We start from the raw sequence: 17,277 nt of genomic DNA, 5'->3' as shown, positions 1-17,277 counted from the left end.
ATGGCCTGGAATCGTGACCAGATGGCCGCGCGCGCGGCGAAGGAACTGCAGGACGGCTTCTACGTGAACCTCGGCATCGGCCTGCCGACGCTCGTCGCGAACCACGTGCCGGAAGGCGTCGAGGTGTGGCTGCAGTCGGAGAACGGCCTGCTCGGCATCGGCCCGTCGCCGACCGAAGACGAAGTCGACGCCGATCTCATCAACGCCGGCAAGCAAACCGTCACGACGCTGCCGGGCTCGTCGATCTTCTCGTCGGCCGATTCGTTCGCGATGATCCGCGGCGGCCACATCAACCTCGCGATCCTCGGCGCGATGCAGGTCAGCAAGCAGGGTGACCTCGCGAACTGGATGATCCCCGGCAAGATGATCAAGGGGATGGGCGGCGCGATGGATCTCGTCGCCGGCGTGAAGCGTGTCGTCGTGCTGATGGAGCATGTCGCGAAGGGCGATCAGCACAAGATCCTCGAGGAATGCAACCTGCCGTTGACGGGTGTCGGTGTGGTCGACCTGATCATCACCGATCTCGGCGTGATCGAAGTGACGCCGTCCGGCCTGAAGGTCCTTGAGCTCGCCGATGGCGTGAGCGCCGACGAGATCCAGGCAAAGACGGGTGCGCCGCTCGACGTCAGCGCGGTCGCCTGAGTTTTCTTCATGTCGATTCGCCCCGCATGCCGTCAGGCATGCGGGGCGTTTATGTTTGTGGCATGCGCGCCCGGCCGCGTCAGACGGCGGTCTGCAACGATTCCACGCGTTGTTCGCCGGTGGGCGTGCCGTCGTCGGGCGAACCCAGCTGCAGCGCATGAAACAGGAAGCGTTGCAGCGTGACTGCCGCCGACGTGTGATCGCCGAGGTCCGCGCGGCTGAACAGCCCGAAATCCGCGGCGGGTGGCGCGGGCAACCCGGCTGCCTGCGGATCGAGTGCGCGCATCGTGTCGCGACGCACGTTCCAGTCGAGCAGTACCGCGACGCCGAGGCCTGCCTCGACCGCCGACTGGATCGCGGACAGGCTCGTGCTGGTGCAGATGACGCGCCACGCACGGCCGGCGTCGCGCAACATCGCGAACAGCTTTTCCTGCCACGGGCAGGTGCCGCCGAACGCAACGATCGGTACCGGTTCGTTGCGAGGGAGCCGGTTGGTGGTGGCTGCGGCGGCCCAGTGCAGCGGATGCTGCCATGTCGCGAGCGGCTCTGCCCGGATCAGCGCGGGGTCGCCGATCACGAAATCCAGCGCGTGGGTCGAGAGTCGCTGCGACAGGACGGGGCTCGTGTCGACGACGATCTCGAGCGCGACGTTCGGAAATGACGCTGCGAACTGTCGCAACGCGTGCGGCAGACGGCCGACGGCGATGTCCTCGAGGACACCGAGCCGCACGGTGCCCGAGATGTCGCCTGCGGCGAGCGCGGCGCGTGCGGCGAGCCCGACGCCGAGCAGTTGATGTGCATAGGGCAGCAGCACATTGCCCGCGGCCGTCGGCGTGACGCCGCGCGGCGAGCGTTCGAGCAGGCGCTGGCCGACTTCATCCTCGAGCCGTCGCAGCGCCATGCTGACGGCGGCCTGCGTGCGATGCAGCGCCGTTGCCGCCGTGCTGACGCTGCCGGTTTCGACCACGGTGACGAACGTGCGCAGCAGGGTGCTGTCGAGATCGCGGGTCATCAATATTCCTGATGCGGGCATAAGAATTATCAGCTTATATCAAGCATGCGGCCGCGGTTAGCATCGGCGTGTCACTGAACCGGAGCGGTTGCATGAGCGAGGAATCGAGTACGGTACGACCGGATGTCGCGCAGCGCGTGGCGTCACCTTTCACGAATGCGGTGGCGCCGCTGCTGGCCGTCGCGTCGATGTGCAGCGTGCAGCTCGGCGCGGCGCTGTCGAGGCCGGCGACGATCGAGTACGGCACCGTCAGCACGACCTGGCTGCGACTCTGTTTCGCCGCGCTCGCGCTGGCCGTTGTCGTCCGGCCGCCGCTCCACACCTATTCCCGGCAGCGCTGGATCGCGGCCATCGCGCTCGGCACGGCGATGGCCGCGATGACGCTGTGTTTCTTCGAAGCCGTGCGTCGCGTGCCGCTCGGGCTGGCGGTCGCGATCAACTTTCTCGGGCCGCTGGCGGTCGCCACGATCGGCGTGCGCAAGCCGGCGATGCTGGCATGGCCGGCACTTGCGCTGGCTGGCGTGCTGCTGCTGGCGCGGCAGGACGGCATGTGGGTGACGGCGCCGGCCGCGCTGGTCTTCCCGGTCGGCTCTGCGCTTGGCTGGGCCGCCTATATCGTGTTGATGAAGCGTGTCGGCACGCTGTTCGACGGGCTGCAAGGGCTGTCCGCGTCGCTGTTCGTGGCCGCGCTCGTCACGACGCCGTTCGGGCTGGCGCAAAGCGGCGGCCACTTGCCGGCCGGTCAACTGATCGATGCAGCGTATCTGGCAGTGCTCGTCCCGCTGTTTCCTTACGTGCTCGAACTGATTGCATTGCGACGGATGAGCGCATCGGCATTCGGCATCCTGATGAGCGCCGAGCCCGCGATCGCTGCGGGGATCGGTTATGTCGTGCTTGCGCAGCCGATGAGCACGCTGCAGGTCGCCGGCACGCTGTGCGTGGTCGGTGCGAGCATCGGCGCGGTCATGCAGAAATAGCCGCGCTTTCCCGGTCATGACGGGCCGGTGCGCGATGGTGCGCGATGGTGCGTTTGCGGCGCCGTCGCCGCGGCCGCAGGGGAGGCTGGATCGGTAGCCTGCTGAACACGGAACACCGCGCCCGATTCCGCACGGCCGCGTGACATTTCATTGGCGCTCGCACGAGCCGCAAGCCCGCAAGGGTGGTCAGGCGACTCGTGATCCGGAACGGGTTTACAATCGATCGCATCCCCCGGCTGCCCTGGCGGGCCGGGCCCACATGCCATCGCGCCGCACCGTTCGGCAGGACGCCTCCGATGCCCACTTCCCCCGTGAACTCCCCGATTCCCCGTCAGCGGCGCGTGCAGTGTGCGAGCGCGGCCGGCCTTCACCACGTCGCCTATACCGAGTGGGGCGAGCCCGCGAACCCGCGCGTGCTGGTTTGCGTGCACGGCCTGACCCGTTCCGGGCGCGACTTCGACCGGCTTGCCACGGCGCTGTCCGATACGTATCGCGTCGTCTGCCCCGACATCGTCGGGCGCGGCCAATCGGACTGGCTGGCCGATCCGCGGCTCTACGCGATTCCGCAATACGTGGCCGACATGGTGACGCTGATCGCGCGACTCGACGTCGAATCGGTCGACTGGTTCGGCACGTCGATGGGCGGCCTGATCGGCATGGCGTTCGCGGGGCTGCCCGGTTCGCCGCTGCGCCGGATGATCGTCAACGACGTCGGCCCGCGCATCGAACCCGATTCGCTGACGCGCATCGGCGAATATCTCGGCGTGCAGCCGCGCTTTGCGACCGAGCAGGAGGGCATCGACTATCTGACGTCGCTGTCGCTGCCGTTCGGTGCGCTGAGCGCCGACGAGTGGCGCGAGATCAACGGGCCGCTGTTGCGCGAACTACCCGAAGGTGGCTGGACGGTCCGCTACGATCCGCGCATCGCCGAGCCGTTCAAGGCAACCACGCCCGAGTTGGCCGCACTCGGCGAGGCCGCGCTGTGGCACGCCATCGAGACGACGGATGCATCGCTGCTCGTCGTGCGCGGCGAGACGTCCGACCTGCTGTCGCGCGAGACGGTGGCCGACATGGTGCGTCGTGGCCGGCACGTCACGCACGCCGAGATTCCGGGGGCGGGCCACGCGCCGGCGTTCGTCGACGCAGGCCAGATTGCGCTCGCGCGGCGGTTTTTCGTCGAAGGCGGCGCATAAACGCGTCATAATATGCGGTTCGACGGCACGCGGGCCGTGCCGTCACCCGAATCTCCATCCACTCACGACCGGAACATTCCATGGCAGTCATTCGTCACCACGTCGGGGCCCGACTCTCCGAAACCGCGATCCACAACGGTACCGTGTATCTGGCCGGCCAGATCGCCGAAGACACCACGCAGGACATCAAGGGCCAGACGCGCGAAGTGCTCGGCCACATCGACCGCCTGCTCGCCGAAGCGAACAGCGACAAGGCGCATCTGCTGTCGGTGCAGATCTACATTTCCGATCTGGCGAATTTCGACGGCATGAATGCGGAGTGGGACGCATGGGTCGCGCAGGGCAACACGCCGCCGCGCGCCACCGTCGAGGCGAAGCTCGCGGATCCGGCGCTGCTCGTCGAGATCGTGGTGGTCGCCGCACAGCGGAGCTGAACCGGACGTAACCCGACGATGATCGCATTCCGCCAGGCCAAGCAATGACCGAGTCCGTTTCCGCTTCCCCCGTCGCGGCACCGTCGTTCGACGACGTGCTCGCGTTCGTGCGCGAACGGGCCGGCGACGCGCGCCTGTCGTCGGGCGAACTGCTCGCCGATCACTCGGCGGGCACGGCGTCGATCATGCGCACGCTGAACGTCGATCCGCCCGCGATGCAGGCGGCCGCACTGTTCGTGTTGACGCCGCACTTGAGCGACCCTGAGCGCGAACTCACCGAGCGTTTCGGCGACGAAGTGGCGCGGCTCGTGTCCGACGTGCGTAAGCTGTTGCGGCTCGGTACCGTCAGCCTGCGTGCCGCGCAGAACGCGGTGCCCGATGCGGGGCGCGACACGGCGGAAGAGCGGCGTACGCAGATCGAGGCGCTGCGCAAGATGCTACTCGCGTTCGCGCAAGACATCCGCGTGGTGTTGATCCGGCTCGCGTCGCGCCTGCAGTCGCTGCGCTACTACGCTGCCGCGAAGATCGACCCGCCGCCCGACGTCGCACGCGAGACGCTCGAGATCTATGCGCCGCTCGCGAACCGTCTCGGTATCTGGCAACTGAAGTGGGAGCTCGAGGATCTCGCGTTCCGCTTCGAGGATCCCGTCACCTACAAGCGGATCGCGAAGCTGCTCGACGAGAAGCGCATCGAGCGCGAAGCGTACGTCACGCAGGCGATCGACCGGTTGCAGCAGGAGCTGGCGGACGCGCGCATCCAGGCCGATGTGAGCGGCCGGCCGAAGCATATCTACAGCATCTGGCGCAAGATGCGCGGCAAGGAGCTCGATTTCTCCGAGCTGTACGACGTGCGCGCGTTTCGCGTGATCGTGCCGGACATCAAGGATTGCTACGCGGTGCTCGGCATCGTGCATCACCTGTGGCAGCCGGTGCCGAAGGAATTCGACGACTACATCTCGCGGCCGAAGCCGAACGGCTACAAGTCGCTGCATACGGTCGTGATCGGCGATGACGGCCGCGCGTTCGAGGTGCAGATCCGCACGCAGGAGATGCACCGTTTCGCCGAGTACGGCGTCGCCGCGCACTGGCGCTACAAGGAGGCCGGCGCGCGCGGCTACGGCGGCCAGTTCTCGGCGAGCGACAAATACGACGAGAAGATCGCATGGCTGCGGCAGCTGCTCGCGTGGAAGGATGACGTCGAGGACGGCGCGGAAAAGTCGGGCGACAAGGCGTGGGCCCAATTACGCGAGACGTCGCTCGACGACGACCACATCTACGTGCTGACGCCGCAGGCGCGTGTGATTGCGTTGCCGCAGGGCGCGACGCCGGTCGATTTCGCGTACCACCTGCACAGCGAGCTTGGCCATCGCTGCCGTGGCGCGCGCGTCGACGGCGCGATGGTGCCGCTCAACACGCCGCTCGCAAACGGCCAGACGGTCGAGATTGTCGCGGTGAAGGAGGGCGGGCCGTCGCGCGACTGGCTGAACCTGCAGCTCGGTTACATGAAGAGCCCGCGCGCGCGTCAGAAGGTGCGTGCATGGTTCAACTCGATCGAGCAGGAAGAAAACATCTCGCACGGCCGCGCGCTCGTCGAAAAGACGCTGCAGCGCGAGGGCAAGACATCGGTCAACCTGGACAATCTCGCCGCGAAGCTCGGCTTCAAGTCGCCCGAGGAGCTGTTCTCGGTCGTCGGCAAGGAAGAGTTCAGCCTGCGCAATGTCGAGCACGCGCTGTCCGATGCGCCGCCGCCGGAGCCGGCGCCCGAAGCGCCCGCCGATTTCGAGAAGCGCAGCAGCGGCGCGAGCGTGGCGCACGGCGCGTCGACCGGCGTGCTGGTCGTGGGCGTCGACGCGCTGCTGACCCAGCTCGCGCGCTGCTGCCGTCCGGCGCCGCCTGATCCGATCAGCGGTTTCGTCACGCGCGGCAAGGGGATGTCGATCCACCGCACCGATTGCCCGACGTTCCGCCGGATGGTCGAGCGCGCGCCGGAGCGCGTGCTGCAGACGACTTGGTCGGCCGACGTACTCGGCGGGCGCGGTGCGTCCGTCTATCCGGTCGACCTGATGATCGAGGCAAGCGACCGGCAAGGGTTGCTGCGCGATATCTCCGAAGTGTTCGCGCGCGAGAAGATGAACGTGGTGGGTGTGAAGACGCAGAGCCGCCGCAATGCGGCATTCATGCAGTTCACGGTCGAGGTGTCGAACTCGGCGCAGGTGCAGCGCGCGTGCGCGCTGCTCGGCGAGGTGCAGGGCGTCGTGCGGGCGGGGCGGAAGGCATGACATGGGGTTGGAGCCCCGTTATTTTGCTGCGACCGCATAAAAACACTTGCCAAGCCGGTAACGGCTCCATATAATCTTAGCTTCTTTAGGCTCGTAGCTCAGCTGGTTAGAGCACCACCTTGACATGGTGGGGGTCGTTGGTTCGAGTCCAATCGAGCCTACCAACGAATTGAGAATGCCCGGTCTCCGGGTGTTCGATGCAGTAAATAACTCAACGCGAACAAGGCGAATACGGTTATGACACCGCGAACGTTGACCGAAACCTTTTCGGAGCGACGCTAGTCGAGGAACCCTTTCGCCCTTTCAGTCTGAGTGAAGTATCGAATGCGGCCCCTCGAAAGCGGGGCCGCATTTTTTTTGTCGCGAAATTTTCCCGCGCGATTTTCATGTCGCGTACCTGGTCTGCCGCCCACTGTCGGCATCACGGAGATTGCTATGGTTTCGATACGCTTGCCTGACGGCTCAGTTCGACAATACGAGCATCCGGTGACAGTTGCCGAGGTTGCAGCCTCGATCGGTCCCGGCCTTGCGAAGGCTGCGCTTGGTGGCAAGCTCGATGGCGAGCTCGTCGATACGTCGGCCGTGATCGACCGCGACGCGTCGCTCGCGATCGTGACCGACAAGGATGCCGATGGCCTCGACATCATTCGCCACTCGACGGCGCACTTGCTCGCATACGCGGTGAAGGAACTGTATCCGGACGCGCAGGTGACGATCGGCCCGGTGATCGACAACGGCTTCTATTACGACTTCTCGTACAACCGTCCGTTTACGCCTGAAGATCTGGAGAAGATCGAAAAGCGCATGCAGGAGCTCGCGAAGAAGGACGAGCCCGTGACGCGCCGTGTCGTGTCGCGCGACGAAGCGGCGGGCTACTTCCGCAGCATCGGCGAGAAGTACAAGGCCGAGATCATCGAATCGATTCCGCAGAGCGACGAAATCAAGCTGTATTCGCACGGCGGCTTTACCGATCTGTGCCGCGGCCCGCACGTGCCGTCGACGGGCAAGTTGAAGGTCTTCAAGCTGATGAAGGTCGCGGGCGCGTACTGGCGCGGCGATTCGAAGAACGAGCAGCTGCAGCGCATCTACGGCACGGCCTGGACGAAGAAGGAAGACCAGGACCAGTACCTGCACATGCTCGAGGAAGCGGAAAAGCGCGACCACCGCAAGCTCGGCAAGCAGCTCGACCTGTTCCACATGCAGGAAGAGTCGCCGGGCATGGTGTTCTGGCATCCGAAGGGCTGGGCGCTGTGGCAGCAGGTCGAGCAGTACATGCGCCGCCGCGTGAACGAAGCCGGCTACCTCGAGATCAAGACGCCGATGATCATGGACCGCTCGCTGTGGGAGGCGTCGGGCCACTGGCAGAACTACCGCGAGAACATGTTCACGACGGAGTCGGAGAAGCGCGACTACGCGATCAAGCCGATGAACTGCCCGGGTCACGTCCAGGTGTTCAAGCACGGTTTGCGCTCGTATCGCGACCTGCCGCTGCGCTACGCGGAATTCGGTTCGTGCCACCGCAACGAGGCGTCGGGCGCGCTGCACGGCCTGATGCGCGTGCGCGGCTTCGTGCAGGACGATGCGCACATCTTCTGTACGGAAGACCAGTTCATCTCGGAGTCGATCGCGTTCAATACGCTGGCGATGAGCGTGTACAAGGACTTCGGTTTCGATCACATCGACATCAAGCTGTCGCTGCGCCCGGATCAGCGTGCGGGCACGGACGAGACGTGGGATCGTGCCGAGCAGGGCCTGCGCGACGCACTGACCGCCTGCGGTCTGACGTGGGAAGAATTGCCGGGTGAAGGCGCGTTCTACGGTCCGAAGATCGAGTACCACATCAAGGATGCGCTCGGCCGTTCGTGGCAGTGCGGTACGCTGCAGCTCGACATGGTGCTGCCGGAACGCCTCGGCGCCGAGTATGTTGCCGACGACAGCAGCCGTCGCCGGCCGGTGATGTTGCACCGTGCGATCGTCGGTTCGATGGAGCGTTTCCTCGGCATTTTGATCGAGCACCATGCTGGTGCAATGCCTGCCTGGCTCGCGCCGTTCCAGGCAGTTGTGCTCAATATTGCCGAAAGTCAGGCCGAATATGCGCAATCTCTGGCCCAATCGTTGCAAAAACAAGGGGTTAGAGTGACGGCCGATTTGCGCAATGAGAAGATTGGCTATAAAATACGCGAGCACACGCTGGAAAAGGTGCCTTATCTCCTCGTCGTGGGTGATAAGGAGCGTGATGCGCAAACGGTAGCCGTGCGTGCCCGTGGCGGCGTCGATCTTGGCGTGATGCCGGTCGAAGCCTTCGTTGAGCGTCTGCAGGAAGACCTGCGCTCGTTCAAGTAACCGCCCTGGCAGCGCGGCTCGTTTTTTTAATTTTTAGAGGAAACGTAACATCGCTACTGATAAGTCGTCGCATCGCATCAACGGTGAAATCACTGCGCCGGAAGTGCGTCTGGTCGGGATCGAGAACGAACCGCTCGGTATCGTAAAACTCGCTGATGCTTTCCGTAAATCGGAAGAACTGGATGTTGACCTGGTGGAAATCGCGCCGCAAGCGGTTCCCCCGGTTTGCCGTCTGATGGATTACGGCAAGTTCAAGTACCAGGAATCGAAGAAGCAGCACGAAGCGAAGCTGAAGCAGAAGGTCATCCAGGTCAAGGAAGTCAAGTTCCGCCCGGGTACCGATGACGGGGATTACAACGTCAAGCTCCGCAATCTCGTGCGCTTCCTCGAAGAAGGCGACAAGACGAAGATCACGTTGCGTTTCCGCGGTCGCGAAATGGCTCACCAGGAAATCGGTATGCGGATGCTTGAGCGTCTGCGCACGGATCTCGAGGAAGTCGGCCAGGTCGAGCAGATGCCGAAGATGGAAGGGCGCCAGATGATCATGGTGCTCTCGCCGAAGAAAAAGAAGTAACGGGCCCGCGCGCTTCGCGTGCAGGTTCGCAGTGGTTCGGCGCGTTGCCCGGTCAGGGCAACGTGCCAGCAATGACGGCGGCTGCGCAAGCGGTTCGCCGTACACAAGTGGACTGGGTTTCGAAGGGCGGGTCAAGGGCGCAAGCCAACCGCACACCCATCGCCATCTAATAAACTGGAGTTGTTCGTCATGCCTAAGATGAAGACCAAGAAGAGCGCTGCAAAGCGCTTCGTGGTGCGTCCGGGCGGTACCGTCAAGCGCGGTCAAGCCTTCAAGCGTCACATCCTGACCAAGAAAACCACGAAGAACAAGCGCCACCTGCGCGGCGCAACGGCAGTTCATGATTCCGATCTGAACTCCGTCCGCGCGATGCTGCCGTTCGCGTAACCCCTCAATCGATACTCTAAGGAGAGAAACATGCCTCGAGTCAAACGTGGGGTAACCGCACGGGCCCGCCACAAGAAGATCATCAACCTGGCCAAGGGTTATCGCGGTCGCCGCAATAACGTCTACCGCATCGCCAAGCAGGCGGTGATGCGCGCTGGTCAGTACGCATATCGCGATCGTCGCAACAAGAAGCGTGTGTTCCGCGCACTGTGGATTACGCGTATCAACGCGGCGGTTCGTCAGCACGACATGACCTACAGCGTGTTCATCAATGGCCTGAAGAAGGCGTCGATCGAACTCGACCGTAAGGTGCTGGCTGACATGGCGGTGTTCGACAAGGCTGCTTTTGCTGCGATCGTCAAGCAGGTGAAAGCCGCCGTTGCAGCCTAATTGCGAAATTAGCACTGCGTGGTTAGTTGCAGCGATGCTCCGGTAGTTTCGGCCGCTGCAGCGAAAACGGGGCTCTTCCGAGCCCCTTTTTTGTTTGGTGTGCGATTTCGCTCGCCAAGACCGAATGACGTTGGAAATGATGGGATCTATGGATCTGGACCAGATTGTCGCCGACGCGCAGCAGTCCTTCGAACAGGCTGCCGACATCACCACGCTCGAAAACGAGAAAGCACGATTTCTCGGCAAGTCGGGTGCGCTGACCGAGTTGCTGAAGGGCCTCGGCAAGCTCGATCCCGAAGCACGCAAGACCGAAGGCGCACGCATCAACGTCGCGAAGCAGCAGGTTGAAGCCGCGCTGACCGCACGCCGTCAGGCACTGGCCGACGCGCTGCTGAACCAGCGCCTCGCCGCCGAGTCGATCGACGTGACGTTGCCGGGCCGCGGCGCCGGTGCAGGCAGCCTGCACCCCGTGATGCGCACGTGGGAGCGTGTCGAACAGATTTTCGGCTCGATCGGCTTCGATGTGGCAGACGGCCCCGAAATCGAGACCGACTGGTACAACTTCACATCGCTGAACAGCCCGGAGAACCATCCGGCGCGTTCGATGCAGGACACCTTCTACGTCGAAGGCAAGGATGCCGACGGCCGCCAGCTGCTGCTGCGCACGCACACGAGCCCGATGCAGGTGCGTTACGCGCGCATGAACCGTCCGCCGATCAAGGTGATCGCGCCGGGCCGCACGTATCGCGTCGACAGCGATGCGACCCACTCGCCGATGTTCAATCAGGTCGAGGGGCTGTGGATCGACGAAAACATCAGCTTCGCCGATCTCAAGGGCGTCTATACCGACTTCCTGAAAAAATTCTTCGAGCGCGACGACATCCTCGTGCGCTTCCGTCCGTCGTATTTCCCGTTCACGGAACCGTCGGCCGAGATCGACATGATGTTCGAGCAAGGCAAGAACGCCGGCAAGTGGCTCGAGATTTCCGGTTCGGGGCAGGTGCATCCGACCGTGATTCGCAACATGGGCCTCGATCCCGAGCGCTACATCGGCTTCGCGTTCGGCAGCGGCCTCGAGCGCCTGACGATGCTGCGCTACGGCGTCCAGGATCTCCGGCTGTTCTTCGAGAACGACCTGCGTTTCCTGCGCCAGTTCGCGTAACGCCGCGCGCCGCGCCGACCTGTGCCCGTGCACGCCCCGACGGACGATCCGACGGGGCCCGGGCGTCGATCTAACCTGTTTCGAACGTAGACATCCATGCAATTCCCTGAATCCTGGTTGAGAACCTTTGTCGACCCGCAGCTGACGACCGACGAACTGTCGCACGCGCTGACGATGGCGGGGCTCGAAGTCGAATCGCTGAGCAAGGCTGCGCCGCCGACGTCGAAGATCGTCGTCGGCCGCGTGCTCGAAGTCGTCAAGCATCCGGATGCGGACAAGCTCAATGTCTGCCAGGTCGATGCCGGCACCGGCGCGACGCTGAATATCGTCTGCGGCGCACCGAACGTCGCGCCCGGCATCAAGGTGCCGGTCGCGCTGGTCGGCGCGGAACTGCCGCCGGCGGAAGAGGGTGGCAAGCCGTTCGCGATCAAGCTGTCGAAGCTGCGCGGCGTGGAGAGCCAGGGGATGCTGTGCTCGGCACGTGAACTGAAGCTGTCCGAGGATCACAGCGGCCTGCTGGTGCTGCCGGAAGATACGCCGGTCGGCCAGGACATCCGCGAGACGCTCAATCTCGACGACACGATCTTCGAAATCAAGCTGACGCCGAACAAGGCCGACTGCCTGTCCGTGTTCGGCATTGCGCGCGAGACGGCCGCGATCACCGGTGCGCCGCTGACGCCGGTCGATATCCGCCCGGTGCGCGTCGAACTCGACGAAACGCTGCCGGTGCGCATTGCCGCTCCCGATCTGTGCGGTCGCTTCTCGGGTCGCGTGATCCGCGGCGTGAACGCGCGTGCGAAGACCCCGCAGTGGATGGTCGAGCGCCTCGAGCGCTCCGGCCAGCGCAGCGTGTCGGCGCTCGTCGACATCTCGAACTACGTGATGTTCGAGCTCGGCCGCCCGTCGCACGTGTTCGATCTCGACAAGATCCACGGCGGCATCGAGGTGCGCTGGGGCAAGCGCGGCGAATCGCTGAAGCTGCTCAACGGCAACACGGTCGAACTCGACGAAACGGTCGGCGTCATTTCGGATGACCGCCAGGTCGAAAGCCTGGCCGGCATCATGGGCGGCGACAGCACGGCCGTCACGCTCGATACGACCAACATCTACCTGGAAGCCGCGTTCTGGTGGCCGGACAGCATCCGCGGCCGCGCGCGCAAGTACAACTTCTCGACCGATGCGGCCCATCGCTTCGAGCGCGGCGTCGATTACGCGACGACCGTCGAGCACGTCGAGCGCATCACGCAGCTGATCCTCGAGATCTGCGGCGGCAAGGCCGGCCCGGTCGACGATCAGTCCGTGAACCTGCCGCAGCGCGCGCCGGTGAAGATGCGCGTGTCGCGCGCGAACCGCATCATCGGCGTGCAGATCGGCGCCGACGAGATCGCCAGCATCTTCACGCGCCTCGGCCTGCCGTTCGAGCGTGAAGACGACGCGTTCCTCGTCACGCCGCCGTCCCATCGCTTCGACATCGAGATCGAGGAAGACCTGATCGAGGAGGTCGCGCGGATCTACGGCTTCGAGAAGATCCCGGCGCGTCCGCCGGTCGCGACGAGCGAAATGCGCGCGACCAACGAGACGCGGCGTTCGATCCACGATGTCCGTCACGCGCTCGCCGCGCGCGACTATGCGGAAACCGTCAACTTCAGCTTCGTCGATGCGGAGTGGGAGCAGGATTTCGCGGGCAACGACCAGCCGATCCGCCTGCTGAACCCGATCGCGAGCCAGCTCTCGGTGATGCGCACGACGCTGTTCGGCAGCCTGATTTCCGTGCTGCGCCACAACCTGAACCGCCGTGCAGATCGCGTGCGCGTGTTCGAGGCTGGCCGTGTGTTCCTCGCCGATGCGTCGGCGAAGGCCGGCGAGCTGACGGTCGAGGGCTACGTGCAGCCGAAGCGCGTCGGTGCGCTTGCCTATGGCCCGGTGCTCGACGAGCAGTGGGGCGTGGCGACCCGTGCGGTCGATTTCTTCGACGTGAAGGGCGATCTCGAGGCGCTGCTCGCGCCGGCAGCCGCACGCTTCGTGAAGGCGGAGCATCCGGCCCTCCATCCGGGGCGCAGCGCGCGAATCGAAGTCGACGGCCGTGCGGTTGGCTGGATCGGCGAGTTGCACCCGCGCCTGATGCAGAAGTACGAGCTGCCGCACGCTCCGGTGATGTTCGAAATCGACGCGGACGCGCTGATTGCGCGTGCGTTGGCCACGCCGACCGAGGTGTCGAAATTCCCGCCGGTTCGTCGCGATATCGCCGTTGTCGTCGATCAGGCGGTCGAGGTTCAGGCACTTTTCGACGAAATGAAGAAGGCGCTTGCCGAAGAGGCCTGCCGATTCGTTCAGAAGGTTGTACTCTTCGACGAATTTCGTGCAAAATCAAATACTTCCGGTGGCCTTGCCGCGCACGAGAAGAGCCTTGCCTTCCGCGTGACGCTGCAGGACGCGGCTGGCACGCTACAGGACGAGGTCGTCGATCAGGCGATCCGGGCGCTGGTCGAGCGGATGGCTCGCGCCGGTGCGCGCCTGCGCGGCTAAGGAGGAGGTCCGCCCGCTCGCGGGCGGCCTTTTCCGATCGTAAGTTTTGATTTAACGCGCTGTATGGCAGATATGAACGACATGACCTCGAGTGAATTCGAAGCCCTCCTGACGGCGCAACGCAGCGCCATGAACCGCGATGCTTCGGCGCCGGCGTCCACCGAGACGCCCACGCTGACGAAAGCGGAACTGGCGGAGTTGCTGTTCGACAGCGTCGGGCTGAACAAGCGTGAAGCGAAGGACATGGTCGAGGCGTTTTTCGAGGTGATTCGCGACGCGCTCGAAAACGGCGAAAGCGTCAAGCTGTCGGGGTTCGGTAATTTCCAGCTGCGCGACAAGCCGCAGCGTCCGGGCCGCAATCCGAAGACGGGCGAGGCGATTCCGATCGCCGCCCGCCGGGTGGTAACCTTCCACGCGAGCCAGAAGCTGAAGGCGCTGGTCGAAAACGGCGCGGAGTAAGCCCCCGCGCGCTGACGTCTCCGCGCGGCCGCCGCGCACCCTTTACCGACGGTTAACCGACGATGACCACTACGGTTGAGAAAGTCGTCTTGCCTCCGATTCCCGCGAAGCGCTACTTCACGATCGGTGAAGTCAGTGAGCTGTGCGGGGTCAAGCCGCATGTGCTGCGTTATTGGGAACAGGAATTTACTCAACTGCGGCCGGTGAAGCGGCGTGGCAATCGTCGGTATTACCAGCACCATGAAGTGCTGCTGATCCGGCGGATTCGCGAGTTGTTGTACGAGCAGGGATTCACGATCAACGGCGCGCGCAACCGGCTCGATTCGCCGGGCGGCGAGCGGGCCGCGCCGGCGCCCGTCGAGCCGGAGGCTCAGGCCGCCGATGCGCGCACACCGGGCAAGCCGGGCGCAACCGTCGACGTAATTGCATTGCGGCAGGCGCTGCTCGACGTGATCGACGGACTGAAGCACGACTGAGCGCGAAGTACGAAGGATGAAATGAAAAGCCCGGTTGGCGACGTGCCACCGGGCTTTTTGCTGCGCGTCGCGCATGCACATCAACGCGATGCGAGCGGATTCTTTTGGCCCATGTCGACGACCAGCGTGCCGTCCGGCAGCATCCGCACGGAACCTTGCGCGACCTGGCTGCGGTAGCCGTACAGGTCGAAACGCATCGGGCCGGCCTCGGCCGAATTCCTGATCAGCGCGCGCACGTTCAGTTCGAGCACGTTGAACATCTTCATGTCGCCGCCTTCCATCCACATATAGCTCGGCGCATCGATCTGCGGCCGTTGCGGCGCAGGCGAGCCCGCCAGACGCCTGAACGTGAGGCGCAGCCCGTCGCGCTCGACCGTTGCCTGGCCGAGCTTGCCGTTCAGCACGGGGGGCGGGAACACGGTGTACTGGTCGAGCACGAGCGTGTCGCCGCGCAGTTCCGCGCCGCGACGCTGCAACGGCGTCAGCGAAGCGAGCTCGATGCCGAGCGAACGCAGCAGCTTCGCCTGCGGAATCCCGAGCACCGACACCTGGGATGGCTTGAACGCGAGATGCCGGTCGTCGAGCACGGACAGCGAGCCCTTCATGTCGGTCGGCAGCCAGACGCCGGGCACATGGTTCCACAGCTTGATGCCGCCCTGGACACGCAGGTTCGTGCCGTCCGCGCTCAGCTGCAGGTCGTTGAGCGAGCGCGGCGAGTAGTCGAGCAGATAGTCGTTGAAGAGCGCGGACATCGCCTTCCACGATTCGACGACCGTGCCGCCGAGAATCCGGATGTCGTACTGGTTCGGGTCGTCGAGATCGACGGGTTCGCCGGGCCGCTTCGATACGAGTTCCACGTCGAGATCCTCGACGTGAAAGCCGATATCCCCGGACAGGTTGAAATCGACGTTGCGCAGATGGATCGTCGGGTTGCGGTTCGACACGTGCCGCTCGTTGAACGGCGTGGTCGACGTGCGCCGCATGGCGACCTTCTGCATGCCGGGGTGCGTGGCGTTCGCCGCGAGTGCGTAGGCTTCCCAGTGCTGGCGTATGTCACGCAGCGCAGTCTGCTGCGCGGCGAGGAAGCTGTCGTTCAGGCGCGCGGCCGCGTTGCCGAGCAGCGCGCCGCTGGCCGGGCCCGTGTACGAAGGCATCCGGATCGCCATCGCACCGCTTTCGTCGAAATTGAAGTAGCCGGCCGACACCTGGTCGCGATAGTGGTACAGGTCGAACACGAAAGTCTGGTCGCGCTTCGCCGGGTCGACCGGGCCGATCAGGATGTCCGCGTTCATCGGCATCGAGCGCATGAACTTCACGTCGCCGCCTCGAATGTACATGGCTTGCTGGGGCGCATTCGCAGGCATCGCGAAGCCGGCGTGCGTGCCGTCGTCGAGCTTCAGGTCGAGGCCGGCCGGTGTCACGCGCACCGCGGTGATCGTGAGTTTCAGGCGCGGCGGCGGCATCAGCTTGTCGACCGACATCACGAGATCGTCGCCGGCGAGTTGCGCGATCGGCGTCTGGACTTTCAGCAAGTCGGCCATTTTCACGTTGGCCGCGCGCATCACCGGCTGCGCGTTGATGCCCGAAACGCGCACCCCCGTAGGATGGAACACGAGCTGGCTGCCGTCGCGGATCGCGAGCGTGCCGGTCAGCGAGAACGGCACCCAGCCGTCGCGCTGCATCTCGCCTTGGAGGTGAATCACGCCGTCGCCGGCCGACACGGCGAGCTTGCGCAGCGGCGCGTTGCGGTAGCCGAAGATGTAGGTGTTGAAGAGCGCGGTCAGCTTCGCGTTGTCGAGCGTGACCGTGCCTTCATGCACGTCGATCTCGAAACTCGTCGGATCGTCGAACACGATCGGCGCGCCGGCCTGCGTCGGCACCAGCGTGGCGGACAACTGATGGATGAAGAAGCCGAGGTTGTTGACGATACGGAAATCGACGTCGCGCAGGAACGTCATCGCACCGTTCTGGCCCGAGTCGCGCAGCGTGAACGGGCGCGGTTGCGTCAGGCTGATCGATGCGAGCGACGGCACGGTACGTGCAAGCTGCTGCTCGCGGGCGAGCCGCTCGGCCTTGGTGCGTTCGATCTTCGTCGACGCGACCGACGTGTTGCCGTCACGCTGCGCCGACGATTCCGCGCAACCGGTACAAAGCAGCGCAAGCGCCAGCATGCCGCAGCCGAACACGCGGGATGTTCCGGGCGAGATAGGCCGGGCCGCGCGTTGCGGGCCGGAAATCCAGTCGAAAATTGCCAAAGGCGAGCGATGGCCGCGCCGGACCGCATTCCGCATCGTCTGTCTCCATGTCTTGTCGTGATCGACGGCGGTGCGCGCCACTACACGGCGCGAGCGTCGATGCCGTGCAGTGTGGCATAGCACGCTAGAGCGGCGTTACCAAACAACGGGCGCCCGGGCAGAGTGGGC

15 protein-coding genes and 1 tRNA gene are annotated in these 17,277 nt (G+C 64.6%); 14 read left to right on the top strand and 2 right to left on the bottom strand.

From position 1 onward, the window contains the following. Positions 1-642, top strand: a complete 642-nt coding sequence (locus ABIC51_RS10510; RefSeq protein ID WP_021162427.1) for a CoA transferase subunit B — start codon at positions 1-3, stop codon at positions 640-642. Between the two features lie 79 nt (positions 643-721). On the opposite strand, the gene ABIC51_RS10505 is transcribed toward ABIC51_RS10510, so the two are convergent. Continuing rightward, entirely contained in the window at positions 722-1,654 is a 933-nt protein-coding gene (locus ABIC51_RS10505; protein WP_175900104.1) for a LysR family transcriptional regulator, read from the bottom strand. A 92-nt stretch (positions 1,655-1,746) separates the two neighbouring features. Here ABIC51_RS10505 and ABIC51_RS10500 point away from each other — a divergent pair, with 92 nt between their 5' ends. From ABIC51_RS10500 to ABIC51_RS10440, 13 genes are all read left to right on the top strand, one after another. Next, on the top strand, positions 1,747-2,631 hold the full coding sequence (locus ABIC51_RS10500) for an EamA family transporter (protein WP_124816499.1): 885 nt from the start codon (positions 1,747-1,749) through the stop codon (positions 2,629-2,631). Between the two features lie 296 nt (positions 2,632-2,927). After that, positions 2,928-3,824 (top strand): alpha/beta fold hydrolase, encoded by an 897-nt coding sequence (locus ABIC51_RS10495; RefSeq protein ID WP_175900101.1) that lies wholly within the window; start codon positions 2,928-2,930, stop codon positions 3,822-3,824. 80 nt (positions 3,825-3,904) lie between these two features. Beyond that, positions 3,905-4,258, top strand: a complete 354-nt coding sequence (locus ABIC51_RS10490; protein WP_021162422.1) for a RidA family protein — start codon at positions 3,905-3,907, stop codon at positions 4,256-4,258. Positions 4,259-4,302: 44 nt separating this feature from the next. Further along, entirely contained in the window at positions 4,303-6,537 is a 2,235-nt protein-coding gene (locus tag ABIC51_RS10485; RefSeq protein WP_175900098.1) for a RelA/SpoT family protein, read from the top strand. An 87-nt stretch (positions 6,538-6,624) separates the two neighbouring features. Beyond that, positions 6,625-6,701: transfer RNA gene (locus ABIC51_RS10480), tRNA-Val, on the top strand. Between the two features lie 271 nt (positions 6,702-6,972). Next, on the top strand, positions 6,973-8,880 hold the full coding sequence (thrS, locus tag ABIC51_RS10475) for a threonine--tRNA ligase (protein ID WP_354006471.1): 1,908 nt from the start codon (positions 6,973-6,975) through the stop codon (positions 8,878-8,880). 49 nt (positions 8,881-8,929) lie between these two features. Further along, entirely contained in the window at positions 8,930-9,454 is a 525-nt protein-coding gene (gene infC, locus ABIC51_RS10470; protein ID WP_071734130.1) for a translation initiation factor IF-3, read from the top strand. A gap of 189 nt (positions 9,455-9,643) precedes the next feature. Further along, positions 9,644-9,841: a 50S ribosomal protein L35 gene (gene rpmI, locus ABIC51_RS10465; protein ID WP_004191477.1), complete on the top strand. Its 198-nt coding sequence runs from the start codon at positions 9,644-9,646 to the stop codon at positions 9,839-9,841. A gap of 30 nt (positions 9,842-9,871) precedes the next feature. Continuing rightward, on the top strand, positions 9,872-10,231 hold the full coding sequence (gene rplT / locus ABIC51_RS10460) for a 50S ribosomal protein L20 (RefSeq protein WP_004192938.1): 360 nt from the start codon (positions 9,872-9,874) through the stop codon (positions 10,229-10,231). 148 nt (positions 10,232-10,379) lie between these two features. After that, the gene (pheS, locus tag ABIC51_RS10455; protein ID WP_021162419.1) at positions 10,380-11,393 is read left to right on the top strand and encodes a phenylalanine--tRNA ligase subunit alpha; all 1,014 of its coding nucleotides are present in this window, start codon (positions 10,380-10,382) and stop codon (positions 11,391-11,393) included. A gap of 96 nt (positions 11,394-11,489) precedes the next feature. Next, a complete protein-coding gene (pheT, locus tag ABIC51_RS10450; protein ID WP_175900091.1) occupies positions 11,490-13,919 on the top strand; it encodes a phenylalanine--tRNA ligase subunit beta in 2,430 nt (809 codons plus the stop codon). A gap of 72 nt (positions 13,920-13,991) precedes the next feature. After that, a complete protein-coding gene (locus ABIC51_RS10445; protein ID WP_006486093.1) occupies positions 13,992-14,378 on the top strand; it encodes an integration host factor subunit alpha in 387 nt (128 codons plus the stop codon). 62 nt (positions 14,379-14,440) lie between these two features. Continuing rightward, positions 14,441-14,854, top strand: coding sequence for a MerR family transcriptional regulator (locus ABIC51_RS10440; RefSeq protein WP_027787702.1), 414 nt, complete (start codon positions 14,441-14,443; stop codon positions 14,852-14,854). An 80-nt stretch (positions 14,855-14,934) separates the two neighbouring features. Here ABIC51_RS10440 and ABIC51_RS10435 read toward each other — a convergent pair whose 3' ends face one another. After that, entirely contained in the window at positions 14,935-17,145 is a 2,211-nt protein-coding gene (locus tag ABIC51_RS10435) for a hypothetical protein (protein ID WP_175900088.1), read from the bottom strand. Between the last annotated feature and the right edge of the window lie 132 nt (positions 17,146-17,277).

This window comes from Burkholderia sp. 572, from assembly GCF_040545135.1.
GTDB lineage: Bacteria > Pseudomonadota > Gammaproteobacteria > Burkholderiales > Burkholderiaceae > Burkholderia > Burkholderia cepacia.
Note: the sequence above shows the minus strand (reverse complement) of the source record. Positions and strands in the feature narration are given on the sequence as shown.